We start from the raw sequence: 23,654 nt of genomic DNA, 5'->3' as shown, positions 1-23,654 counted from the left end.
CCCTTCCAGCTGTACGGGCAGCAGCTCCCCGCCCCGCACTGGCTCGTCCTCGGCGGCCCGGAGAGCCGGGCGCCGCGTCGACGTCTCGTCAGATGGGCGGAAGACCGCGCTCGTACCCCTCCACCTTGTAATGCTCCAGCATGCTCGACACTCGGTCCCGAATACTCCCCCCCAGCAACGGGATCGCGGCCGCCAGATATCGAGGGGATTCGAGCCGACCTTCCAGCACCGTGAAGTACACGGAACTCTGCGAGGACTCTTGGGGATCTCGTAGATGTCCTCTACCAGGTCGAAACACCGTCGCAGCAGGTCACTATCGAGAACCTCCTGCTCCAGGGCAGGCTGCAGAACCGGCCAGTTCAGCAGATGGAGCAGATTGCCGTAGAGGTCCAAGCCCTTGTCCGTCGTCGGCGGCGCCTCGCCCGGCCGAAGCGACGAGGAGCGGTCGGGCCGCGACCAGGCCGGCCGCGGTTTCGGGGACGACGAGCGCGAGGAGCAGCAGGAGGGGGATCTGCCAGGTGTCGGTGAGGGTGTGGAGGAGTCCGAGGGTGGCGGGGCCGGTGCCGGCGAGGAGGTAGCCGAAGGTCTGCGCCATGCCCGACAGGCGTGCGGCGACGGCCGGGTTGGGTGAGCGCAGGGTGAGGAGGGTCATGGCGAGGGGGAAGGCGCTGCCGGTGGCGAGGCCGAGGATGCATACCCACATCCACGCGAGCGAGGGCATGGTGAGGATCCCGGCGAGGCTGGTGATCTTGATGGCGGCCAGTGCGAGGACGAGGGGCTGCTGTTGTGGGAGGCGGGCGGCGATCACCGGCATGACGTAGCCCATGGGGATGCCGAGGGTGAGCATCACGGAGACCATCGCGCCGGCGGTGGTCCTGCTGTAGCCGTCGGCCTGCATGATCTCGGGCAGCCATGCGGCGAGCGCGTAGAACATGAGGGAGACGATCCCGAGGAAGGTGGCGACCGCCCACGCCAGCGGGGACCGCAGCAGGCTGCCTTCGTGGCGGCCCGCTGCGGGGCGCTGGGTGCCGGAGCCGCGGCCGTGATGGCGTGTGGCCAGGACAGCCCAGAGTGCGGCACCGGCGGCGGCGGGCGCCGCCCAGACGGCCATTGCCGCTTGCCATCCGGCGAGGCGTCCGACGGGCACGGCTATGCCCGCGGCTACTGCGCCGCTGGACGCCATGAGGGTCATCGCCAGGCCGGTCGCCCGCCCGATCTGGTGGGCGAAGCGTTCCTTGACGACGGCGGGGACGAGAACGTTGCCAGTGGCGATCCCGGCGCCCGCGATGATCGTTCCCGCGAAGAGGGCGGTGGTGTAGGGCAGGCCACGCAGGGTGATGCCGACGGCGATCAGCAGCAGCGCGCCGGTGATCGCGGGCTCGGTGCCGGTACGCCGTGCGAGAGCCGGCACCCATGCGGCGAACGCGCCGAGGCACAGCACGGGCAGGGTGGTCAGGATGCTGAGCTGGAGGCCGGTGAGGTGGCGGGTGTGCTGGATGTCGGTGAGCAGCGGGCCGGTGCAGGTGATCGCGGCCCGAAGGTTCACGGTGAGCAGGATGAGGCCGAGCAGTACCCATATGCGGGTGGCGTGGCGTCTGGTCGTGGTGCTGGGCATAGCGGGTGTTCCCCCGGTGTGAAGCATGTGGTGGCCCGGGTGCCGGGTCGTGGCACGGACCGGAAACGAGGAGACGGCGCCCTCCGTCAGGGGGCCTTGCCCCTGGCGGGGTGGGCCGTGTGGAGGGCGCCGTCTCACGGGCCGTGTGCGGGCCGGCCGTCCCCGGCCCGCACACGGTGTCCTTGGGGTCAGACGCTGACCGTGTCGTGGCCGAGGGGGCAGCCGCCGGTCTTGGCGGCGGTGCCGGTGAGGAACGCGGCGGCGGTCGCGGTGCCGCCGGTGTCGGAGGGGGCGGTGGTCGTGCCGCCGAGTTGGCCGAGGATCTCCTCGGACAGCAGGTCCTGCTTGCCCTTCAGGCTGGAGGCGACCTTCTGGTCTGCGGAGAACACCATCTCCGCGGCGATGTTGTCCTGGACGATGCGCGCGATGTTCTCCAGCGCCACGTTCACGGGATCGGCGACGGGCAGCTGGTCGCTGATGATGTCGATCAGGTGCGTCGCCGCGCGGTCGGGGTTCATGTGGGGGCGGATGATGATGGTGTTCTGGTTGTCGACCGACGTGGTCCACATGGAGAACACGGCTATGTAGACGTCGTTCCAGCGGGCGCCGAGCTGGTTCTTCCAGCGGGTCATGAGGGCGTTGACGGCGTCGATCTGGACCTTCGCGGCGTAGGACATGTTCGTGCGTATGTCGCCGTAGACGGCGCCGGTGGCGTCCTCGAACTGCTTCATCGTGAACGACCGGTTGTCGATGGCGCTGGAGCAGAAGTCGATCAGCGAGTTGAGGATCGCGTGGGAGGACTTCTCCAGCTTGTCGGGCAGGCCGGCGGGCTTGAGTGCGTTCCGGCCGCTGATCAGGACGTCGCGCCACTGGCGCAGCGGGTCGACCCAGGCGGTGGACTCGGGGCCGACCATGGCGACGGATTCGAGGTCGTGGGCGTCCATGTCGCCGGCCTTGAGGTGCCAGTCGGGGACGCGCTTGTTGAGGTAGCGGGCGAGGACGGAGAACGTGCCCAGCGGGGTGTGGGCGATCGACTTCGCCAGCTGGAAGAGCTGGTCGATCGGCGCGGTCTTTTCGACCACGACGCCGTTCTCGACCAGGTAGTACGTGCCGCCCTCGGGGCCGTTGGTCACGACGATGACCGGGGAGAGCTTGTTCTGGAGTTCGTCCTTGAGGGACTTGTAGCGGGTTCTCATCCCGGCGTTGACGTTCAGGATCGCGGTGCGCGCCTCGTCCTTCGTCATGGCGGGGGCAGTGCCGTCGGTCGTGGGCGTGGTTTCGGCGGAGGCCGAGGTGGCGGTCGCGGTGGCGAGGAGAGTTCCGGCGCCGATCGCGGTCGCGGTGCCGATGAAGTTGCGGCGGGTGGTCATGAGTTTTCCCCTGGTGCTTCCGTGGGTGGGTCGGTCGTGAGCGGCCGTGGCGCACGGGCCGGCTTGGGGGGCGGCTGTGCGGTGGTGCCGTTGTGGGGGGAAGCGAGGCGCGGGGCCGTGGTGCGCCGGTGTGGGGGCGCGGGTGCCGTGTGGGCGTGGCGGTCCCGTGGTCTGGCCGGGGGTGTGCCAGAACGGTGGTGCGGGGTGGTGGGGGGTGGGGGGTGTCGCTGCCGGGCCCGGGCGTGCCGGGTGTGGCGGCACGCGGGCCAGAGCGCGAGTTCTGGGGGTTGGGTCCGGCAGCGACGTTCAGGGGGGCTCAGCCGAGGTCGGCGGTGGTGGGGACGACGACGCCCCACAGGTCGTCGATGGTGGCGAGCGCGCCGTGGTGCAGCTGCTCGGCGGAGACCTCCGCGACCGCGGACTTCAGGGTGCGGGTGGCGGTGGCGTCGGCGACGACGGTGGGCCGGTTGCCACGCAGGAACGCGCCCTGGGCGGTGAACAGGACGCACATGTGGGACATGAACCCGGCGATGACGACGTCCTTGTTCCCGGCGGCGTCGACGAGGTCGCCGAGGTCGGTGTCGCGGAAGGCGTCGGGAACGGTCTTGACGACGGTGGCCTCGCCCTCGACGGGCGCGACGGCGGGGTGGATCTGGCCGATCTCGGCGCGGATGTCGTAGGGGGTGCCTTCGCCGCCGTCGTTGATGACGTGGATGACGGTGGCGCCGGCCTCGCGGGCCTTGGCGAGGAGGGTGGCGGCCGCGTCCAGCGCGGGCTGCCAGCCGTCGAGTTCCATGACGCCGCGGGTGTAGGTGTTCTGGTAGTCCACGAGGATGACGGTGGAGTTGGCGAGGGTGGCGGGGGTCTGGTCGAACTGGTTGAGCTCACGGAGCGTGGTGGACGGCATGGGTGTGCTTCTCCTGTGGGTGGTTCGAAGATCGAAGGTTTAACTCGGCACCGTGTGCGGCGAGTTACGTTCCCCACCGTAGGGGCTGGCTGAATCGAACCCCTGTCGGATAAGTTGCAGAAACCGACACGACACCTAACGGAATGGGGGATTCCGGACATGCTGGGGCCCAGACTCGTAGCGATCATGATCTTCGACGGCGTCGACCTCCTCGACGTCACCGGCCCACCAGAAGTCTTCGCACTCCTGGGCCGTGACCTGAAGAAAGACCCCGGATACCGGGTCCAACTCGCCGCGGAAACCCTCGACCCCGTCACCACCGGAGCGGGCGTCCGCCTCATACCGGACGTCGCATTCTCCGACATCGCCGAACGACGCATCGACACCCTCATCGTGCCCGGATCCGTCACCATCGACCGCGAACACCGCATACACCCAGTGATCGACCCCGCCGTAGTCGCCTGGGTCCGAAGGCTCGCCTACCGCTCACGCCGCGTCGCCTCCGTCTGCGTCGGCGCGCACCTCCTCGCCGAGGCCGGCCTCCTCGAAGGCAAGCGGGTCACCACCCACTGGTCGACCGCCCGACAGCTCGCCACCCGCTACCCCGGCGTCGACGTCGACCCCGACCCGATCTTCATCAGGCAGGGCAACGTCTGGACCGGCGCCGGCATCACCGCCTGCCTCGACCTCGCCCTGGCCCTCGTCTCCGAAGACTTCGGCGAGCACGCCGCCATGGGCGTCGCCCGCCAGCTCGTCATGTACCTCAAGCGCCCCAGCGGACAGTCACAGTTCTCCGTGCCGATCGAACCCGCCTACACCAGCCGTCGCATGGACGACCTCCGGCACTACGTCACCACGAACCTGCACCAGAAGATCACCATGACGGAACTCGCCGCCCACGCCCACATCGGCGAGCGCCAGCTCACCCGCATCTTCAAGGATGAGACCGGCATGACCCCGGCCGCCTACGTCGAGACCGCGCGGATCGAGCTCGCCCGCAACCGCCTGGAAGCCACCGAGGAGACACTCCCCCGGATCGCCACGGCGTGCGGGTTCGGCAGCACCGACACCCTCATACGGGTCTTCCGCAAGCGCCTCGGACTCACCCCCAGCGAGTACCGCCGCCGCTTCCGCCACGCCGGCTGAACGCGCAGCGGTCAAGCCGGGCGGGTGGCGGCAAGGGCTTCGGTGCGGACGGTCTCGGTGAACCGGCCGTCGGGCTGGTGGTCGGCGAGGGCCTGGCGCAGGTCCCGCTCGAAGTCGCCGCGACGGTCCCCGAACAGCGCCGGCGTGGAAAAGCTGTGCGCGACCGGCGCGGGCGCCTTCCACTCCCTTGCTGTGAAAGACGGCGCCGTGCACGCCTGGGGCAGCAACCGCCACCAGCAGACTGGACGTCCCGGCTTCGCTCACGAGCGGCGTGACGGCCGTCTCCGGCGGCTACCTGCACTCGCTCGCCCCGAAGGGCGGAGTCGTCGTCTCGTGGGGCAGCGACCGCTACGACGCGACGACGGTCCCCACGGCGGCCGAGAACGGCGTCGAGGCGATCGCGGCCGGCCAGTACTTCTCACCGGCGCTCATGAGTGGGTCCGTACTGGGCCCGGAGCGAGGACCGCAAGGGCCAGACCGAGGCCCCGGAGGCTTCCCACACGGACGTCACCGCCATCGCCGCCGGCGCACACCACGCGCTCGCGCTCACCAAGGACGGCGAGGTCGTCGCCTGGGGCGACAACGGCAAGCAGCAGACCGACATCCCCGCGGAGGTGAAGGCGGCCACCGCCACGGCCATCGCCGCAGGCAAGGACACCTCCGTCGCGGTCGTCGGCGGCAAGGTCTACGCCTGAGGAACGACGTACGCGACCCAGAAGACCCCGACTTCGGCGCAGTCGAAAGTCGTCCGGGTCGCCGTGGGGAACGAGTCCCTGTCCGCCGTGAAGGAGGACGGCATAGCGATCGAATGGAAGGTGAACAACACGTCGGCACCGAACGTCGCGGGTGCCACGGACGTACGCGTCATCGAAGCCGGCGCGTACCGCTTCGTAGCCTTCAAGGGTGATCCACCCGCAAAGAGCTGAGCCACAGCAGGGGCGAGCCAACCCAGGCTCGCCCCTGCCCACGCCGTCCTCGCAAGCTGTGGGACGGGGACAGTGGAGCGTCAGGTACAGAAGACGTAGGGGCTTGATAGAAGCGGGTCGCAGTCTGTCTCCTGCGCCGCCGCCCGCACCGCCCTCACCATCCACTCGGTCAGAAACGGGAGGGCGAACTGAAGGACGAAGCCGTCGGCCTTCTACCCCACCTAACTTGAGCACCTTGCAACAAACGTGCCCTGAGGTCTCGGAGGGGTTGTCTCGGTTGCTACCCCTCGACTCCGCCAACCTCCGTTAGGACACCCCAGGCTACTGGTCAGCGCCGCGCACCAGGCTGGTGCCGTAGTCGTCCCCTCACGGAACGACCACGCCAGCAGGATCGCGGGCGTCGCGCACAGAAGGCTGGCCGTGGCTGATCCCCCACGCTGCAGTCCGACGTCCTTGCCGGACGCCACTCGGGAGGCATAGCTCTCGGCTACGAAAATGGAATGTGTGATGCCGGTCAGCCCTGTGTGATCGGGTGTGTTCTGGTTCCAGCTGCGACTCGGGCGATGGCTACGCCGTCTACGTCGAACCCAACGTCCGGGTCCGCACTGCCTCTGACGGGTCAGCATCCTCGGTCGTAGATCGCCCGCAGCCACGGCTCCCTGACGGCGGGCGTCCGGGCGAGCGTGTACCGGAACGCTTCCCTGGACGGCTGGAATGGGTACCACGGGTGCGGCGGCATCGGGTCGTCCCGCTCCACACCTGCCGGCAGCCCGCCGACCACCGGCAGCCGGGTGCGATGTGGCGGGAAGGCGAGTTCGGCCCAGAGCGCGGCATCCATAGGTACCGGCACCGCCCCGGCACGCGGCTGCCACATGTCTCCGGTCTGCGGATGGACCGGGACCAGCACCAGGTCAGTGGCTGGACCCTCTCCAGGTGGTCCGTGACTCGCCCGCTGTTCAATGCCCCTCCTGGAGGGTTATGACACGGCCGCTTGTCATGCCTCTGCCCAGCCCGAGCAGTCGCCTTCGGAGAGCTCCACCACGGCGGCATCTTGTACCTGCTCGAGGTCGGCAATGTAGGGCGGGGTGTCGGGCAGCGGCGTGCAGAACGTGACCTGGGCGGTCAGAAGGTCGTCGTCCAACCCACCCAGGGAGAGCGAGACGTACGCCCGCACCGCGTCGTCACCGAAATGGTCGCGCGCTGCCCGCAGGCAGGCGGCCGCGTACGCCAGGCATCGGCGCAGCAGCACTTTCGCGCGTTCGCTCGCGGCAGCGGGCTCGGCGGGGAGGTCGTAGTCCGTCATGCCGCGGCCGTTGACCGTGGACTCCTCCGACAGGCGGTCGAAGTAGGAACCGGCATGGTCGGGGCGGAGATCGGTCAGGACCCGTGCGCCGCTCCCTGTCACCGTCCAGCCCCGTTCGGCGACTTCCTGGAACATCGAGGGGATGTCCGACGAGGACAGACCGGTCAGGTCCGCGTCCGCCAGGAGCTTCCTCATCCACTGGTTGGTGCGCACGTCTACCCTTCGCCGAGTGCGGCGAGACCCTTCCTGATGCCCGCGATGAAACCGGGGTTGTTGCCGACGGCCTTCTCGATGCTTCGCGGGAGGCCCTCGAACTTCCCTGTCTCAAAGTCGAACTGGTACTTCGCCCCCTTGTTGCTCTGGTCCTGGAAGTGCAGTTGTCCTGGGCGCTGGCCGGGGTTGGGGTTCTCCACATCGATCCGGTACGGCCCATGATTCCACAGCGTCTTGCTGGTGATCTGGGGTCCGTTCGCACCGATCATGCCTCGGTCGGCGGGGTCCTTGATGCCGTAGCGCTCGCGGTCGTCCTTGATGCGCTGCTCGACGACGTCCGGGTGGTAGGGGTCTCGCTCGAGCGCTGGTGACGAGGTGTACCCCTCACGCAGTGGCTCGTAGGGGGCGAGGCCCAGTGGGTCGGCCCAGGTGTGCGGGTTGTGCACGTAGGCCGAGGGGTTGGGGCCGGGCGCGAGGCCGAGGGGGTCCTGGGTGAGATAACGGGCGGTCTCGGGGTCGTAGTGCCGGTGCAGGTTGTAGTGCAGGCCGGTCTCGGTGTCGCAATACTGCCCCGGGAAACGCAGCGGGGTGTACGCGGTGCTGTTCCTGGACCAGGTGGTGGTGCCCCAGAGCGTTGAGCGGGTATGCCAGGCGATATCACCCGCCTCGTCGACGAGCTCGGCCGGGGTCCCGACGAGGTCGGTGGCGATGGCGAAGAAGCGTTCGTCAAAGACCTCCTGGGAGGTGTCGCCCGCGAGCACGCGTTCCGTCTGTGACAGCGGCCGGAGGCCACGGTGATCCCAAGTAAGAGCGACTGGCAGGGCAATGCCGGGCGCGGTTGTGGTCTGTTCGCACAGGCTCCAGCCGTCCCAGGTGAAGCGCACCTCCTCGACGACCGTCTCCCCGTCCTCGGCGAGGCGCTGCTTGGAAGTGCGCCGGCCCAGCGGATCGTAGCGGTAGCGCCATCGGGTCCCGTCGGGCGTGGTGACGGCCGTGAGGCGGTCCTCGGCGTCCCAGCTGTAACGCCAGGTGTCGGCCTTGCGGGACAGCCGGGTCTTGCGGCGCAGGGTGATCCGGCCTGCGCTGTCGTGCTCGTAGTGCACGGACCCGGCCCTGGTGAGGTCGGTACCCGAGTAAGTACGTGGGCCGACCGCCTCGCGGCCGGCGTGCTCCTTGGGCCAGGACGCCTCGGTCTGCTCGCCGGCCGCGTCGTAGGCGTACGTCTCCGTCCAGCCGGGGGCCCTCACAGTGGTGACGCGGCCCGCCGTGTCGAGTTCGTAGCGGAAGGAGCCGCGCAGGGCGTCGTCGAGGGCGGTGAGGTGGCCGTCCGCGCGATAGGCGTAGCCGCGGCGGCTGACGGTGCGGGCGTTGGCGGTGAGGTGCTGGCCGGTCAGTCGGCCGGTCTCATCCCAGGTGGAGGCGAGCGTCAGACCGTCGGCGACGTCCCGGCGCACCTCACGGCCCGCCGCATCGTGGGCGAAGCCTATGCGGCGCGTCCCGCTGGTAAGCACGGCGAGACGCCCTGCGGCATCGTAGCCGTAGGTGGTCGTGTGCCCGGTGGGCGTGGTGCGGCGGGCGCGGCGTCCGGCGGAGTCATACGCGAAGGCGAGAAGCCGCCCGTCGACGATCTCCGCCTTCAGTTCGCCGCGGCGGCCGTACTGCCGCACCAGGTCGCCGTCCGGTCCCGCGGCGTGGACGAGCCGCCCAACGCCGTCGTAGGCGTAGGTGGTCACGTGGCCGGCCGCCTCCTTCCGGACGACCCGCCCGAGCGCGTCCCGCTCGTAGTGAACGGTTTCGCCGGCCGCGTTGGTGCGGGCGCTCACCTGCCCGGCCGCGTCCAGGGTGTACGTGAGGGTCCGACCGTCGAAGTCGGTCTCGGCGACCGTTCGCCCCGCGCGATCGTACGTGTATGACCAGGTCAGCCCGCGCGGGTCGACGACCTTGGTGAGCCGCAGCGATGCGTCGTGCTCGAAGGTGTGGCGGGCACCGTCCGGGCCCGTTCGGCTGGCGAGCAGGTCGAAGTGGGTGTACTCGAACCGGCTGGTGAGGCCGGCCGGATCGGTGTGAGAGGTGCAGTTGCCCTCGCCGTCGTAGGTCCAGGTCTCGGTGGAGCCGTCCGGGTGAGTGCGCCGCGCGAGGTGCCCGTCAGCCGTCCAGCCAAGGGTGGTGACGGCGCCGAGGGGGTCGGTGACACGGACGAGCCGGCCGAAGGCGTCGCGTTCGTAGCGGGTGGTCCCGCCGAGGGGGTCGGTGACCTCCAGCGGAAGCCCGGCGGTGTCGCTGCGGTACGTCGTGACCGCACCCGACTCGTCAGTGCGGGAAACCGGGTGGCCCTGCGCGTCGTAGGAGTAGCGGGTGGTGCGTCCGGCGGCGTCGGTGACGGCGATCAGGTTGCCGTGGTCGTCATGCTCCTGTTGGATGCGGGTGCCGTCCGCGTCCGTGAACACCCGGGGGAATCCGCACTCGTCGCGTTCGACGGCGACCTGGCCGCCGTCGGGGCGCAGGACCGTGAGGAGCCGGCCGGCCTCGTCGTAGGTGTACGAGGTCGTCCGGCCGAGAGGATCGGTGCTTGCGAGGAGGCTGCCCCGGGAGTCGTATTGCATGCGGGTGGTGTGGCCGAGCGGGTCGGTGGTGGCCAGCACTCGGCACGCGTCGTCGATCAGATGGCGGGTGATGCGGCCGTCGGCGGTAGTGAGGGTCGTGGTTCGGTGGCCGGTGGCCGGGTCGGGCGGGCCGTAGGCGAGGGTGAGCTGGAGATGGCCGGCCTGGCCGCCCTCACCGATGACCCGGTCCTGCTCGTCGTAGGCGTAGTCGTAGCGGCTGCTGTTGGAGTCGACCCAGGCGATCACCCGGTGTCGGTCGTCGTACTCGAAAGTGAGGGAGGCGCCGGACGGCTTCGTGACAGCGGTCAGGTCACCGTCGGTGTAGCCGTAGAGCATGAGGTCCTGCGCACTGCCGTCGGGCAGCCGCAGGGACAGCCGGGTCACCCGCCCGTCCGCCGTGTCGACGACCACGTGGTAGCCACCCGAGTGGACGAGGGCGAGCGGGGTGCCGTTGTCTTCGCGGTCGATGCTGACAGTGTGCCGTTCGCCCCGGTCGGTGGTGCGGACCAGCCAGGCCACCCCGTCGCCGCCCGGTTCGGTGCCGGCCGGCGCCGCGAAGTGGCAGGTCAGCCCGGTGTCAGGATCAGTGAGGGTGTAGTCGCCGTGCTCGTCACGGGCGAGCGAACGGCGCAGTGCCCCGGACTCGGGGAGGGTGGGAAGACCGGGCACCGGGTGCGGGTAGCTGAGCAGCAGTCCGTCCTCGGTGACGTGGACGACGCCGCGGGCGTCGACCTCCAGGCGTTCGTCGACGGTGGAGGACCAGGACGGGCCGAAGAATCGGCCCGCGGCGTAGCCCGACTCGGTGCGCCGGGTGAAGGCCAACGGCAACGTGCCGGGCAGCACCACGTCGGTCTGCGGCAGGAACATGCGGCCAGAGGCGAGGTCCACCGGGTCGGTCTCACCCACGGGCCGGTGGGCGTCAGGCCGGTTGTGTGTTCCGGTGGGGGCGTCGTCGAGCAGCCTGCGCGCCCGGTTGGCATCCGCGGCCAGATCGGCGGCCTCCGCTGCGACCCGCACCCCCTTCACAGCCGCGCCCCCGCCGCCCGTCGCGGCGGTCAGCACCAGGTCGGGGACGAGCCGGCCCAAGCCCTCCGCCGGGTCCTTCATGAAGTTCTCGACCATCTGCTTGCCCGCACCCCACGGGTCGTTGGCGACCTGCACGAGGCCGGCGCCGAGGCTGTTGAGCTGGGTGGCGTACTCGGCGGGGTGGGTGATGTTGTACGGGTCGGTGGGATTGACGCTCCGTACGAAGCTGAGCAGGCCCGCCGTGCCCTTGACGATGCCGCCACCGAAGTGGGTCTTCATTACCTGGTACTCCGCCAGGCCGTCCATGGCCTGCTCGGCGTACGAGGGTTTCGGCGGGGCCTCGTCGCGCGCGGCCCGAACCGCGGAACGCGCGGTCTCCGCAGCGGTGTTGCGCTGCTTGCGCGCCTCGCCGAGGATCTCCTGCGCCTCCTCCATCAGCGCCTTTCCGGGGTCGCTGAAGGCACCCGGTTTGGGCGGTAGGGAGGCAGGGTCACGCTTTTCGGGCGGCTGGGCGTTGTACCGGTCAACGGCGTTGTTGTAGTCGTCGACCTTCTTGCGGTGGGCGTGCGCGGCGTCCTCGGATGCCTTGGTGCCCTGCTTCCATTTGTCGATCGCCGTCTGCGCCTGCCCCTGCGCCCACTCCACCGTCGAAGCGAAGTTCGCGAGGGCGGCGGCAGCCTTCCCGAAGGCATCCGCGCCCTTGAACCACTTCGTCGGCTCGACGGCCACCTTCTCACGGAACGCGTCCGCGGCCGCACCCTTGATCGCGGACGCGTCCAGTCCCTTGAGCCCCTTTCCCACCTTGTCGAACGAGGTCTGCAGGTCCTGGAGATGGGAGGCAGTGGAGCGCAGCTTGGAGGCGCTTCCGTAGATCAGCTTGGTCTTGTCCTCGGTCTGTCCGAGGTCCATCTCGTCGACTTCGGCACCCATCCGGTTGGCCACCGAGCGGGACTGCTCACGCACCCAGTCAGCGCCGGAGTCCCAGCCCACGTCCTCCAGACGGTCCGCCGTCCAGTTGCCGGCGTCCTCGACCCGGTTGCCGACCCACTCGACACCGTCCTCGACCACGTTCTCCACGGCGTCGGGCGTGATGTCGCTGATGAAGTCGCCGATGCCCACGGCTCAGTTCCCCCCGGTGTTCTTCTGCTGGGCCGCCCTCTCCTCGGGGGACGGGCCGTAGGTCTCGTCCACGGCACGGTCGTAGGCGCCCTGGTCCACGCCGAGGAGCTCGTTGAGAATCCTCGACGAACTTCCACCGTTGCCCTCGGTCAGGACGGCACGGCCCGTGTCCTTCCAGGTCTGCGAGATGTCGTCACCGGCGCGGTCGAAGGACTCGGCGCTCCAGTCGGGGCTCAGGTAGTCGGGCGTGAACACATCGCCCCAGCTCTGCTTGACGATGTCCGCCTCGGAGGCATGCGGGTTGCCCACGGCGGAGTTCACCGCGATCTTGAACGTGCCGTCGACGTACTGGTCCTCCTCCCAGACGAGTCCGGCCGCGAGCCCCAGCTTCGCCGCGAGGGTATTGGCGTCCTGGAGGAGCGCTCGCACACCCCATTCCCAGCGTTCGCAGTAGTCCTCGAAGTCCGTCGACAGGCCGTGGTGTCCAGCCTCCATACCCGTCATCGACAGGTCCGACAGGCCCTTGCCGAGCACGGCGCCCGTTCCCGTGCCGATATCGCGCAGCTCAGCGGTGGCCGACCGGATGCCGTCCGTGAGCAGCTTGACGGTCTCCGGGGAGAGCTTCAGGTCCTCGGGGCCGCCGCTCATCGGACGCCACCGTTCTCAGCCGACGCATCGACGGCGACGGCGTCGGGCACGATGCCGGTGACCGGCGGGAAGAACATCGAGCCGTCCGGATCGGCGACGTTCACAGCCACACCAGCGGGAACGTCCATGGCGGGAACGACCTCGTCGAGCAGCCGCGCCCCCCGCAGTACCGAGAACTCCCACTCCCGTCCGGCCGTGCTGTTCCCCGCAGTCTCCCGGGCGAGGGCGAACCGTGCGAGGGCCGCCTCGTCGGTGAAGGCACAGATCCACCGCACTCCGCCGAGCTCGGCCGTCCACAGGCCACCTGAGTCGATCGGCACAAGGACCAAGGCTCGCCGCAACTCGCCCACCATGCCGCGCGGGTCGCCGCGCCCAGCCCGCCGGTCCGCGATCCGCTCCGCGAGTGCCGTACGGTCGCTCACCATGTCTCCTCCCCTACGTCGCTCTGAGCCTCCCCCGCCCCAGGGAGAACACGCCCGCGCGGGACGGATGGTTCCACGATGATGGACAACGACCAAGGCCGCAGGTTCCTGACCTGCGGCTTCATGGCAGCGGATGCCGGGAATCGAACCCTCGCCATGGGGCACGGCCGTCGAACGTCCCAGCCTGTGTGGGGACACCCGGGCGGCCAGTACGGCTGGTCCATGAACTGGGGGCTGCAGCCTGGGGCGCACCGGCCCGCGCGGTGGTCGTCGGCGGACGGAGGACTGCTGTGGGATGGGCGTGTGCTTACGGTCGGGGCTACTGGCAGGGCGGTTGGTAGGGGCGGTCCGGAAGGTACTGCTTCCACTGCTGAGGGGTGATGGGGTCGCCGGCCGACGCGCAGAGGTCGTCGATATCCCGTTCCGGGCGGGTGGCCCACAGTTCGATACCGGCGGACGCCCTGACGAGGGCCAGGAACTCGCCGTCCGGGCTGAACCGGAGCGCGTAGACGTCGCCCGAATCCGCCGGAGGCAGGTAGTACTGCCTCTCGGGGGCCTTCGGATCGGTCACGTCCCAGATCTCGGGGCGCCTGTCGAACTCATCCACGGGGTTCTGCCCCAGCAGGGCGAGATGGGTTCCGTCGGGGCTGAAGGCGAGCGGGCCGGCGTAGCGGCTCACGTGCAGGCGGGAGAGCTCGTCGGTGAGTCTGTTCCCCTCGAAGCGCCAGAGTTTCAGCGTCCCCCCGCCGTCGTACGTCGCGAGCAGCTTGCCGTCCGGCCGGAAAACGACGTTCGGTGAGTCGGTTCCATCCGGAACGGGACGGGCCCAACGCTGCCGCGGGCGCGTCGGGTCGGTGAGGTCCCAGCCCTCCAGCTCGTCTTCGGCCGCGGGCTGGGGCGCTTCGGGGTCGGTGAAGGGGGAGTCGGTGAGGATGAGTGTCTCGCCGTCCGGGGAGAAGTCCAGTTCCGTGGTCGTCGCCTCGATCCGGGCGATCTGCCGCGGGCGCCTGGGGTTCGCGATGTCGTAGATCCTGACGACCGGTGCCTTGCGGTTCATGTCCCGCCAGCCGTTCATGTCGGACACGGCCAGGATGGGGGCGGTAGGACTGAAGGCGAGGGCCTGCACACCGTTGACCAGGTCTTCCTCGATGGTGGACAGCGGCGCGCCGCGCGGGGGCACCGCGGTGTCACGCAGCCGTACACCGACGTACTGCTGCTTCTTGCCCTTCTTGTCGGCTTTCTTCCCCTCGAACACCTCCACATCGGCGAGGAGTCGTCCGTCGGGGCTGAGGGCGATGTCAGCGCCGGTGAACATGTCGGGAGAGAGGGTTGTGCCCCGGAGCACGGCAGAGTCCGGTAGCTCCGTCACGTCCCACAGGTAGTTGACGCCCACTCCCTGAAGGGCGATCAGTGACCTGTTGCCGACCTTCCGGTAGTCGAACTGTCCCCCGGTCCCGGGCGTCGAGGGCAGGAACGACTGGGCGCCCAGCCGGGCGGAGTTGTCGAGGTACGAGACGTGCACACCCCGTTGAGTGGCCTGCAGCAGCCTGCGGGGCGTTCCGGGATCGAACAGGACCGTTCCCGCTTCGTCGTCATCGACGCTGCCCCCCGTCGCCCCGGACAGGATCGCACCGGGAACGACGGTCCTCGCGTAGATCCACGTGTGCCAGGTGCCGTCGCAGGTCCCGACGGCGTACTCGCGGATCGGGCTGAACGCCACGGACGTCATGCCCGTCGCACTGCAGAAGACGGACGAGTCGTCCGTCGGGCCGCTCTTCGGTCTCATGCGCTGGGGCTTGGCCGGCACGTCCAGCCGCCATAGCGCCAGATCGGTGTGGGTCTTCTTCGTGACCGGTGCCGCGAGGATCCGTCCGGCGGGGTCGAAGGCAACCCGGTGCAGCGGCCAGGCATTGGCCAGGCGGGTGCGGTCGTACTTCTCGCCCTGGAGGACGGTGACGGGTTCGGGGTGCTGGGGGTCGGTCGTGTTCCAGAGCTGGATCCGGCCGTCCAGGCTCATGCTGGCGAGCAGATCACGTCGGGGGGACACCGCCAGGGAGTCGACCCGGGTGGAATGTGCCCGGAGCGTGGGCAGCGGCCTGGGCGCGGTCCGGTCGGCGATGTCCCAGACGTGGATCTCACCGGTCGTCTGGCCGCCGTAAAGGGTCCTGCCGTCCGGGCTGAGAGCGAGAGCGTGGACGGCGTGGTCCAGCCGGGGTGCGGCGGTCTGCCTCGGGTGCCGGGGATCCGACAGGTCCCATATGCGCACCCACGCGGTCTTCGACCGGTGCTTGTCGTAGATGATCGCGGCGAGGGTACGGCCGTCCCGGCTCACGGTGACCGGGCCGATGACTCCCGTTCCGACCCGGGTGGAGCCGTCCGGGAAGCGCAACTCGATCGCATCGCCGACGGATATCGCGAGTATGCGGCCGTCACCGCTGTAGGCGAGGTCGTACGCGGGCTCCTCCGCGTTGATCACACCCGGGGTGGTGCGGCTGTTGAGGAGGGCGCCGCGCCCCGCTTCGTGGTCGATCCGGTACGAGAGCAGGCTGAGCTGTTTCGCCAGCCCCGGCTGTTGGGAGCGCAGCCCCTCGGCCTCGGCGGAGAGATAGCGGGCTAGGTCGCGGTCGGAGGCCCGCTCGGCCCGGCGCTGGAACACGTACGAACCGAACAGACCGGTCCCGGCGAGCAGGACCAGCGTCGTGAGGATCGCCACCGTCGTCCGGAGCCGGCGGACACCCCGGCGTTCCCGCCGCCAGGAGGTGTCGAGAAACTCGGCGAGCACGGAGTCCGGTTCGACCGCGCTCGCTGGTGCGGACGCGGCGCGTTCCCGTACGGCGGCCAGCCGGTTCCCCCGGTACAGCAGCGAGGAATCCCGCCCGGCCCGCTCCCAGGCGACGGCGTCGGCGGCGAGTTGCTGACGGGCGCGCAGCCAGTCGCGGTCCGCGTCGACCCACTCCCGCAGCCGGGGCCAGGTTCGCAGCAGCGCCTCGTGGCTGATCCGGACGGTGGCGTGGTCGAGGGTCAGCAGCCGAGCCCGGGTGAACCGGTCGATGGCCTCCTGGGCGGCGCCGGTGTCGGGCAGGCCGTACAGCAGCTCGGACCGGTCCACGGGCTGGGCGGTGTCGGGCAGCCCGTGCAGCAGCTCCGCACGGTCTGCGAGGCCAGCGGTGTCGGTCGATCCCTCGCCGACGCGGACGAGCCGGGGCAGCATGAGTCGGGCTGCTTCGCGGCCGGCCGGGTCGAGCGCCTCGTACGTCTCCTCCGCGGTGGTCTTGATGGCCTCCTCGATGCCGCCGGTGGCACGGTACTGGGCGACGGTGAGCCGTGATCCGGTGCGGCGTGTCCATGTCGCCCACAGGACGTGGGAGAGCAGGGGCAGTGCCCCGGCCGCGGGCTGCCCGTCGCCGGTCGTGCCGAACTCGTGCAGGATCACATCGGCGAACCCGCCGTCGAGTGCGAGACCGGCGGCTGCCGCCGGTCCCTCGATGGCGGCGCGGAGTTCGCCGGTGGTCATCGGCTCGACGAGGAGCTGGGTATCACGCAGCGCGGTGAGCAGTTCCGGATGCGCGGCGGCCTGTCCGTAGAAGTCCGCCCGGAGGGCGAGCACCACCAGGGTGCCCGGCCGCCCTTCGTCCGACGGTCGGGTGAGCGCGGTCAGCGCGCGCAGGAACGCGGTGCGCTCCGCCGCGGTGCAGAGGGTGAAGACCTCCTCCAGCTGGTCGACGAGCACAATCAGTCGCTGCTCCGGCCGGTCAGCCGTGAGCCGTTCACCCAGCTCGGCAGCCCGGCCGGGATCCTCGCGCAGGACGTCGACGGTCTCGGGCACCGCGCCGAGCTGTGTGGCCAGCCGCTGCAGCGGGCTCCTGCCGGGGGTGAGCCGCAGCGTCAGCCAGGAGGTGGACCCCAGCAGCCCTCGCTCGCGCAGGGCGGCCGCGAGACCGGCGTTGAGCAGCGAGGATTTCCCCGAGCCGGACGGCCCGACCAGGACCAGCGGGCCGGGCTCGTCGGTTTCGGCGACCGTCTCCAGCCTGTCGAGCAGCCGCTCGGTCATCCGGTCGCGCCCGAAGAACACGTCGGCGTCGTCCACCCTGAAGGCGTCCAGGCCCGGATACGGGCAGCGCCTCTGGGCCGGTTCCGTCTCGTCGGGCGGCTCGTGCTGTGCGGCCACCGCCGGATTGGGCGCGATGACGAGCTGTCCCGAACGGTCTCCCGCTTGCCGCCGGGGGAGTGGCCGCTGCCGGTCGCTCATCAGCCGGAACACCCCGTCGAACACCGCGTCCAGCGTCAGCTGGGGCAGTCCGCGAGGCTCACCCTCGGTCAGCAGCTCGATGACCGCTCCGGTGAACGCGGTGTGCTTCATGTCAGGGGGTGCGAGGGCCAGCTGTTCCGCGGACCCCATGAGGTACATCCCATGCGCGGGCGCCATCGCGAACGAGCGGGTGGACGGCTCTCCGCCGAGCGACGCCCGCCCCGAGAAACAGCAGTCGAGCACGACGACGACGGACGAGGCCCGGCTGGCACCGAGCGCCTGCCGCAGCGAGGAGAACGAGAGCGCCTGGTGCTCCGCCATGCCGGGGGTCAGCCGGTCGGTGTTGCCGGCTGCCAGGTACAGCTCTCCCTCGGGGCCGAGCAGACCGTGCCCGATGAACCACACGAGCAGCACGCTGTCCGCCCGCTGGGCTTCCTCGGTGACGGCCCGTGCCATGGTCTGCGCGTCGGCCGGATCGAGCAGCGGGCGCAGGTTCTCGTCCCGTACCCCACACCGCTCGATCAGGACATTCTTCAAATCCCGGAAGGAGGTGGCGACCGAGGGGACCGAGGTCAGCAGCGGACCCCCGTGGTGGGCGGTGGCGATCAACAGGACCCGTACGCCCGGACCCGAAAGGTCCGTCACGGCAGCTCCCGAGGCCCGGGCCCGTCCTCCTGCCGACCCACCATGTCGATGACGTCGGCCACTTGCTGCCGCAGCGCGTCCGCGTCGAGTTCGGCCACACGTGTCGCGGTCAGTTCCACCGAACCGCGATCCGGAACCGTCACCTTGATGTGCACGTTCCCCCGGCGGGTCCGCAGCCAGGCGACGAGACCGGTGGCGAACGCCGTCGCCGCCCCGGCCGGTCCAAGAGCCACCACCAACGCCTCGAGCACCGGCCCCAGCGTGCCGGACTCTGGCGGCCGCTCCCTGCCGTCGACCCGGCCGCGTAACTCCTCTACGTCGGCCAGCCACTCGTGGAGAGACCGAAGGTGGTCGCCCGCGTCCGGCCCTTCCGCGATCACTGCAATGTCCATTGCTCCCCCGTCGTCACCGACACGCAAGGCACGCACGTTGTCACTGCTGCGGGCGAGGCTAGCGAGGTCACTCCGGGCTGGCCAGAGGCACCGGGCGTTTCGGCCTCCCTTTCAGGACAGGGCACGGTCCGCTGAGCCTGAACGGACAGGTTTCCCCTCAAGGAACCGAGCTGCGTCCCTATTGCCTCGCGTCGCAGCTACGGCAGCGGCTCACGGCCGCCCGCTTGGTGTTGCCCTGTGTGGCACGGAGCGGGCTGGAGGGCGCGAGGCGGCGCCAGGCACCGGGTGATGGGGTGAGCACCCAGCCGTAGCTGGGTGGCCGGATATCGGACGGGACGATGTGCTTGCAGCCGGGAAGGTGGGCCTTGCCGCTGGCGTGGATGATGATCGCGGCTGCTGGCCAGCCGTCCCATTCGCTGGTGGGTGCGCCGCTACGCGGTGCGGGCGGAGTGCAGTCCGCGCAGTTGTGCATTTCATGGCGTTCGCAGTACCGCATCGTCTTCCCCCGTCAGGTATCGAGCCGATACTCGGTGCGCTCGAGCCAGCTTCGGTACCAGTGCGCGAAGTCATGTCCGGTGGGCTGGATCCCTCGGTCCATCGGTCTCAGGTCCTCCCAGATGGCACCGCGGTGCGGGCCCGTCATCACCAGCAGAGACGTATAGCCGCACCCCCGCTCGCTGAGGAACACCGCGCCCGCTTCCTGCGCGTCGTACAGCTCCTCGTAGCGCGCGTCCCAGGCCGCGTGAGCGTGACGGAACTCCTCGTCGGTCGCGAAGGCGTCCTTCTCGGGCTCCTGAGCGTCGAGCGCGTCGAGCTCGCCCTGCAGCACCTCGGCCACGAAGGGCCGCCCGGCGAACTCGGCGGTGGTCGGTTGGCCGGAGAACGCGAGCCCGATGCCGCGCCACTGCCACCCCCCGTCGCCCAAGGACGGTGTCATCAGGCCGTAGTGGGGGCCGGCTCCACCAGTTCCGACATGGAGGAGAAAGTTCCGATACTGCGCGGGCAGACCGACGCCCAGGTCCGCCTCCAGCGCCCGGAGCTGCTCCTGGCTCATGACCGAACCGAGGCGAAAGCCGTGCCCCCGCGCGCCGAAGGCCTTGTCTGATTCAGGGTGTTCGGCGAGCCGGAGAACCCGCTCCCGCACCCCCACCCACGTGACCTCATTCATGAGCACACGCTAATGAGACACGCAGCGCACCGACACAGAGTTTGTTTGCGGAGCGCGAATGCTCGGCGCACGCTGTGCTCTGCCGTGGCAGGCGTGATCGCTTGCCACGGCAGGAAGCAGGTCGGCCGACTCACCGACCATACGCGCTGAGAGATCTGTACGACGAAGGCCCAGGTCTCTGACCTGGGCCTTCGTTGAAGAGGGGATGACGGGAATCGAACCCGCGCTACAAGCTTGGGCAGCTCATGCGTCGATGCTTCGGCGGGGTACTCATCACAGCAGGCGCGGACTGCCAGCCCGCGCTCCGCGAAGTGGCCTTGGGGCCGCCAGGCACCGTGGGGAGCGCGACGCCAGTCACGAGTGGGGACTCGGGGTCACGCGCTTGAGACGCACACCGACACTCGGAGCATTGGGCCGGTGAGTTCCGAAGGAACGCCCAATCCGTCAGCAATTGAATGATCTTGTCGATGTTGGTGAGTCCGCGAACGTCGGACTCAAGCATCGACAGGAACGCCTGGCTCAGGCCCGTAAGAGCGGCGAGATCCTCCTGTCGAAGCGCTGCAAGCTGCCTGACCAACTGACACACCCCGCCGAAGTCTCTGTCCGCTGCCGTTCGGGGGAGGTCGTGGCTGCCTTGCCCCCCGACAGCCGGCGTACTCCAAGCAGGTGCCTTCCGCAGCCGTTGTACGGCCGCTCGATCTCGTCCATGGCGGTACCGCACGTCTTTCTCCCGTTTCGCCGGAGCGTAAAGAGATTCGGCGGCCACACCCAGGACAACCTCGATCGGCTCGATCAGCCCAGGAAGCTCAACCGCACCTGCCGCTGCGGGTTGTCCCTGTTCGTGTCCACCAGGCAGATCGACTGCCACGTCCCCAGCTCCAGTCGCCCGCCGATCACCGGCACCGTCGCGTGGGGCGGGACCAGGGCCGGGAGGACGTGGTCGCGGCCGTGGCCCGGGGAGCCGTGGCGGTGTTGCCAGCGGTCGTCGGCAGGGAGGAGGAGGTGAAGGGCGGCAAGGAGGTCGTCGTCGCTGCCGGAGCCGGTTTCGAGGATGGCGAGGCCGGCGGTGGCGTGCGGGACGAAGAGGTTGAGGAGGCCGTCGCGGCCCAGGGCGGCGCGGGCGAGGAAGTCCTCGCAGTGCGAGGTGAGGTCGGTGACCGTCTCGGTGGAGCCGGTGGTGAGGGTGATGATCGTGGTGTCGAAGGCCATGGGGTCATCCTGCCGTCCGCGGGACGGGATTGCTCGTCCACGCTCCGAGACACCGTTGACCGGGTCCGGAGCGCGTGGCTACGTTCGCGGCATGCTGCGTCCAGCCCTGCTCACCACGCGCGGTCACATCGACCTGCTGCGGGTGGCCTCCGCCGCGTGTCGCCGCGGCCGCTGACGCCCCGGAACTTTCCCAGATTCTTCTTCCTCTCCCTTCTCCTCTCCTTTCCTTCTTCCACGGCGTGCTGACGCCGCGCGCCGGAAAGGCCGGTTTGCCATGACCGTCCATCTGCACTGGTTCCTGCCCACCGGCGGCGACGGCCGTACCCTCGTCGACCGGCACGTCTACGGCGACGGCGGCATCGGCCGGTCGTCCGCCGCCCGTGGCGTGCGCGCGCCCGACATCGGGTATCTGACCCAAATTGCCAAGGCCGCCGAGCAGTTGGGGTTCGAGGCGGTGCTCACCCCGACCGGGACGTGGTGCGAGGACGCGTGGCTGACGACGGTGGCGCTCGCGCAGCACACCGAGCGGCTGAAGTTCCTGGTGGCCTTCCGGCCCGGGGTGGTCTCGCCCGTGCTCGCGGCGCAGATGGCGGCGACGTACCAGCGGATCACCGGCGGCCGGCTGCTGCTCAACGTGGTGACGGGCGGGGACGCCGCGGAGCAGCGGCGGTACGGGGACTTCCTGGACCACGACCGGCGGTACGCGCGGACCGACGAGTTCCTGCGGGTGGTGCGCGGGGTGTGGGGCGGGCGGCCGTACGACTTCGAGGGCGAGTACGTACGTGTGGCGGGCGGGCTCACGGCGCTGCCGCCGGATCCGCTGCCGGAGATCTTCTTCGGCGGCTCCTCGGCGGCGGCCGGACCGGTGGCGGCCGCGCACGCGGACGTGTATCTGACCTGGGGCGAGCCGCCGTGGCAGGTGAAGGAGAAGATCGACTGGATCCGGCGGCTCGCGGAGGAGCGGGGCCGCACGGTCCGCTTCGGCATCCGGCTGCACACCGTCTCGCGGGATTCGGCGCGCGAGGCGTGGGCGACGGCGGACCGGTTGCTCGACGCGCTGGAGCCGGAGGCCGTGGCGGCGGCGCAGGCCGCGCTCGGCCGCAGCGAGTCGGTGGGGCAGCAGCGGATGCTGGCGCTGCACGGCGGCGGCACGCTGGACCGGGACCGGCTGGAGATCGCGCCGAACCTGTGGGCGGGGGTGGGTCTGGTGCGGGGCGGGGCCGGCACCGCGCTGGTGGGCAGCCACCGGGACGTGGCCGACCGCATCGAGGAGTACCACGACCTGGGCGTGGAGCACTTCGTGCTCTCGGGCTATCCGCATCTGGAGGAGGCGTACTGGTTCGGGGAGGGCGTACGACCCGAGCTCGCCGCCCGGGGGCTGCTGCCCACGCCCGCCTTCGGCCCGGCCCGGCAGGCCCGGGAAGATCCCGCCCCCGCACACCGTTAGTGGAACCGTGAACGATTTCGGGCTACACGAAGTGCGGGACATCGACGTCGTCGTCATCGGCGCCGGACAGGCCGGGCTCTCCGCCGCCTACCACCTGCGGCGGACCGGGTTCGAGCCCGACCGTGACTTCGTGGTGCTCGACCACGCGCCCCGGCCCGGCGGCGCCTGGCAGTTCCGCTGGCCCTCGCTCACGTACGGCAAGGTGCACGGGATGCACGCGCTTCCCGGCAAGGAGCTGACCGGCGCCGACCCGGCGCGGCCGTCTTCGGCGGTGATCGGCGACTACTTCGCCGACTACGAGGAGACCTTCGGCCTGCGGGTCCACCGGCCGGTCGACGTGACGGCGGTGCGGGAGGGCGAGGACGGGCGGCTGCGCGTGGAGACCTCGGAGGGGGTGTACGCGACGCGGGCGCTGATCAACGCGACCGGCACCTGGGACCGGCCGTTCTGGCCGCGTTACCCGGGGCAGGAGACCTTCCGTGGACGGCAGCTGCACACCGCGCAGTACCCGGGGCCGGAGGCGTTCGCCGGACAGCGGGTGATCGTCGTCGGCGGCGGCGCGTCCGGGACCCAGCATCTGATGGAGATCGCGGAGCATGCCGCCGCGACGACCTGGGTCACCCGGCGCGAACCGGTGTGGCGCGAGGGCCCGTTCGGCGAGGTCCAGGGCCGGGCCGCGGTGGCGCTGGTGGAGGAGCGGGTGCGGCAGGGGCTGGCGCCGCAGAGCGTCGTGTCGGTCACCGGGCTGCCGCTCAACGACGCGATCCGCGATGCGCGCGAGCGCGGGATCCTCGACCGGCAGCCGATGTTCGACCGGATCACGCCGACCGGGGTGGCCTGGAACGACGGGCGGAGCGTGGACGCGGACGTCATCCTGTGGGCGACCGGATTCCGGGCGGCGATCGACCATCTGGCGCCGCTGCGGCTGCGTGAGCCGGGCGGCGGGATCCGGGTGGAGGGGACCAGGGCGGTACGGGATCCCCGTATCCATCTCGTCGGCTACGGGCCCTCGGCCTCGACCATCGGTGCCAACCGGGCCGGCCGCGCCGCCGTGAAGGAGATCCGCGCCCTGCTCGGCGCCCCGCTGCACCGGGAGACCCCGCTGCCCGTGCCGGTCCCGCTGCCCCTGTAGAGCCCGCCGCCCCCACGCTCCTGCAGGTCCCGCTGCCCCTGCAAGACCCGCTGCCCGTGCCAGCCCCGCTGGGGCCCTGCATAGCCCGCCGCCCCCGCGCTCCCTGCAGGCCCC

18 protein-coding genes are annotated in these 23,654 nt (G+C 70.3%); 5 read left to right on the top strand and 13 right to left on the bottom strand.

The genetic code is table 11. The annotated features are described in order from the left end of the window. Positions 1–313: 313 nt before the first annotated feature. The 3 genes from ACWEV0_RS28000 to ACWEV0_RS27990 form a co-directional block, all read right to left on the bottom strand. Positions 314–1,615 carry an MFS transporter gene (locus ACWEV0_RS28000; protein ID WP_453152294.1) on the bottom strand — a complete coding sequence of 434 codons (1,302 nt, stop codon included), beginning with the start codon at positions 1,613–1,615 and terminating at the stop codon, positions 314–316. 188 nt (positions 1,616–1,803) lie between these two features. Continuing rightward, entirely contained in the window at positions 1,804–2,985 is a 1,182-nt protein-coding gene (locus ACWEV0_RS27995) for a hypothetical protein (RefSeq protein ID WP_453152292.1), read from the bottom strand. Between the two features lie 316 nt (positions 2,986–3,301). Next, positions 3,302–3,892 (bottom strand): isochorismatase family protein, encoded by a 591-nt coding sequence (locus ACWEV0_RS27990; RefSeq protein ID WP_453152290.1) that lies wholly within the window; start codon positions 3,890–3,892, stop codon positions 3,302–3,304. A gap of 159 nt (positions 3,893–4,051) precedes the next feature. Here ACWEV0_RS27990 and ACWEV0_RS27985 point away from each other — a divergent pair, with 159 nt between their 5' ends. Further along, on the top strand, positions 4,052–5,038 hold the full coding sequence (locus tag ACWEV0_RS27985) for a GlxA family transcriptional regulator (RefSeq protein ID WP_453152288.1): 987 nt from the start codon (positions 4,052–4,054) through the stop codon (positions 5,036–5,038). Positions 5,039–5,049: 11 nt separating this feature from the next. Here ACWEV0_RS27985 and ACWEV0_RS27980 read toward each other — a convergent pair whose 3' ends face one another. Further along, positions 5,050–5,265 carry a hypothetical protein gene (locus ACWEV0_RS27980; RefSeq protein ID WP_453152286.1) on the bottom strand — a complete coding sequence of 72 codons (216 nt, stop codon included), beginning with the start codon at positions 5,263–5,265 and terminating at the stop codon, positions 5,050–5,052. Between the two features lie 207 nt (positions 5,266–5,472). On the opposite strand from ACWEV0_RS27980, the gene ACWEV0_RS27975 reads away from it, so the two are divergent. Then, positions 5,473–5,733 (top strand): hypothetical protein, encoded by a 261-nt coding sequence (locus ACWEV0_RS27975; RefSeq protein ID WP_453152285.1) that lies wholly within the window; start codon positions 5,473–5,475, stop codon positions 5,731–5,733. Between the two features lie 63 nt (positions 5,734–5,796). Next, positions 5,797–5,964 (top strand): hypothetical protein, encoded by a 168-nt coding sequence (locus ACWEV0_RS27970; protein ID WP_453152284.1) that lies wholly within the window; start codon positions 5,797–5,799, stop codon positions 5,962–5,964. A gap of 619 nt (positions 5,965–6,583) precedes the next feature. Here ACWEV0_RS27970 and ACWEV0_RS27965 read toward each other — a convergent pair. From ACWEV0_RS27965 to ACWEV0_RS27925, 9 genes are all read right to left on the bottom strand, one after another. After that, entirely contained in the window at positions 6,584–6,802 is a 219-nt protein-coding gene (locus ACWEV0_RS27965) for a hypothetical protein (protein WP_453152283.1), read from the bottom strand. A 156-nt stretch (positions 6,803–6,958) separates the two neighbouring features. Continuing rightward, a complete protein-coding gene (locus ACWEV0_RS27960) occupies positions 6,959–7,480 on the bottom strand; it encodes a hypothetical protein (protein WP_453152282.1) in 522 nt (173 codons plus the stop codon). A 2-nt stretch (positions 7,481–7,482) separates the two neighbouring features. Further along, a complete protein-coding gene (locus ACWEV0_RS27955; RefSeq protein WP_453152281.1) occupies positions 7,483–12,228 on the bottom strand; it encodes a putative T7SS-secreted protein in 4,746 nt (1,581 codons plus the stop codon). Between the two features lie 3 nt (positions 12,229–12,231). Next, positions 12,232–12,876: a hypothetical protein gene (locus ACWEV0_RS27950; protein WP_453152280.1), complete on the bottom strand. Its 645-nt coding sequence runs from the start codon at positions 12,874–12,876 to the stop codon at positions 12,232–12,234. Further along, positions 12,873–13,301: a hypothetical protein gene (locus tag ACWEV0_RS27945; RefSeq protein WP_453152279.1), complete on the bottom strand. Its 429-nt coding sequence runs from the start codon at positions 13,299–13,301 to the stop codon at positions 12,873–12,875. Before ACWEV0_RS27945 ends, ACWEV0_RS27950 begins: the two co-directional genes overlap by 4 nt. A 316-nt stretch (positions 13,302–13,617) precedes the next feature. Further along, entirely contained in the window at positions 13,618–18,192 is a 4,575-nt protein-coding gene (locus tag ACWEV0_RS27940) for a caspase, EACC1-associated type (protein ID WP_453152278.1), read from the bottom strand. Continuing rightward, complete coding sequence (locus tag ACWEV0_RS27935) at positions 18,189–18,611, bottom strand: effector-associated constant component EACC1 (protein WP_453152277.1); 423 nt, start codon at positions 18,609–18,611, stop codon at positions 18,189–18,191. The genes ACWEV0_RS27940 and ACWEV0_RS27935 overlap by 4 nt, the downstream gene beginning before the upstream one ends. Before the next feature lie 481 nt (positions 18,612–19,092). After that, complete coding sequence (locus ACWEV0_RS27930; protein WP_453152276.1) at positions 19,093–19,752, bottom strand: SMI1/KNR4 family protein; 660 nt, start codon at positions 19,750–19,752, stop codon at positions 19,093–19,095. Positions 19,753–20,544: 792 nt separating this feature from the next. Then, a complete protein-coding gene (locus ACWEV0_RS27925; RefSeq protein ID WP_453152275.1) occupies positions 20,545–20,961 on the bottom strand; it encodes a secondary thiamine-phosphate synthase enzyme YjbQ in 417 nt (138 codons plus the stop codon). Between the two features lie 274 nt (positions 20,962–21,235). Between ACWEV0_RS27925 and ACWEV0_RS27920 the strand changes: the two genes are divergently transcribed. Both ACWEV0_RS27920 and ACWEV0_RS27915 read left to right on the top strand, forming a co-directional pair. Next, positions 21,236–22,408 (top strand): LLM class flavin-dependent oxidoreductase, encoded by a 1,173-nt coding sequence (locus tag ACWEV0_RS27920; protein ID WP_453152274.1) that lies wholly within the window; start codon positions 21,236–21,238, stop codon positions 22,406–22,408. A gap of 31 nt (positions 22,409–22,439) precedes the next feature. After that, positions 22,440–23,540, top strand: a complete 1,101-nt coding sequence (locus ACWEV0_RS27915; RefSeq protein WP_453152273.1) for an NAD(P)-binding domain-containing protein — start codon at positions 22,440–22,442, stop codon at positions 23,538–23,540. Positions 23,541–23,654: the final 114 nt, after the last annotated feature.

It is taken from the genome of Streptomyces sp. NPDC003943, from assembly GCF_053605265.1.
This window is presented reverse-complemented; position numbering and strand designations above follow the sequence as displayed.

What these genes read in the sequence shown, in the direction of transcription:
- ACWEV0_RS28000 (WP_453152294.1), bottom strand. Translation starts at nt 1,615, where the DNA reads ATGCCCAGCACCACGACCAGACGCCACGCCACCCGCATATGGGTACTG.
- ACWEV0_RS27985 (WP_453152288.1), top strand. Translation starts at nt 4,052, where the DNA reads ATGCTGGGGCCCAGACTCGTAGCGATCATGATCTTCGACGGCGTCGAC.
- ACWEV0_RS27945 (WP_453152279.1), bottom strand. Translation starts at nt 13,301, where the DNA reads ATGGTGAGCGACCGTACGGCACTCGCGGAGCGGATCGCGGACCGGCGG.
- ACWEV0_RS27995 (WP_453152292.1), bottom strand. Translation starts at nt 2,985, where the DNA reads ATGACCACCCGCCGCAACTTCATCGGCACCGCGACCGCGATCGGCGCC.
- ACWEV0_RS27950 (WP_453152280.1), bottom strand. Translation starts at nt 12,876, where the DNA reads ATGAGCGGCGGCCCCGAGGACCTGAAGCTCTCCCCGGAGACCGTCAAG.
- ACWEV0_RS27965 (WP_453152283.1), bottom strand. Translation starts at nt 6,802, where the DNA reads ATGGATGCCGCGCTCTGGGCCGAACTCGCCTTCCCGCCACATCGCACC.
- ACWEV0_RS27930 (WP_453152276.1), bottom strand. Translation starts at nt 19,752, where the DNA reads ATGAATGAGGTCACGTGGGTGGGGGTGCGGGAGCGGGTTCTCCGGCTC.
- ACWEV0_RS27925 (WP_453152275.1), bottom strand. Translation starts at nt 20,961, where the DNA reads ATGGCCTTCGACACCACGATCATCACCCTCACCACCGGCTCCACCGAG.
- ACWEV0_RS27990 (WP_453152290.1), bottom strand. Translation starts at nt 3,892, where the DNA reads ATGCCGTCCACCACGCTCCGTGAGCTCAACCAGTTCGACCAGACCCCC.
- ACWEV0_RS27920 (WP_453152274.1), top strand. Translation starts at nt 21,236, where the DNA reads ATGACCGTCCATCTGCACTGGTTCCTGCCCACCGGCGGCGACGGCCGT.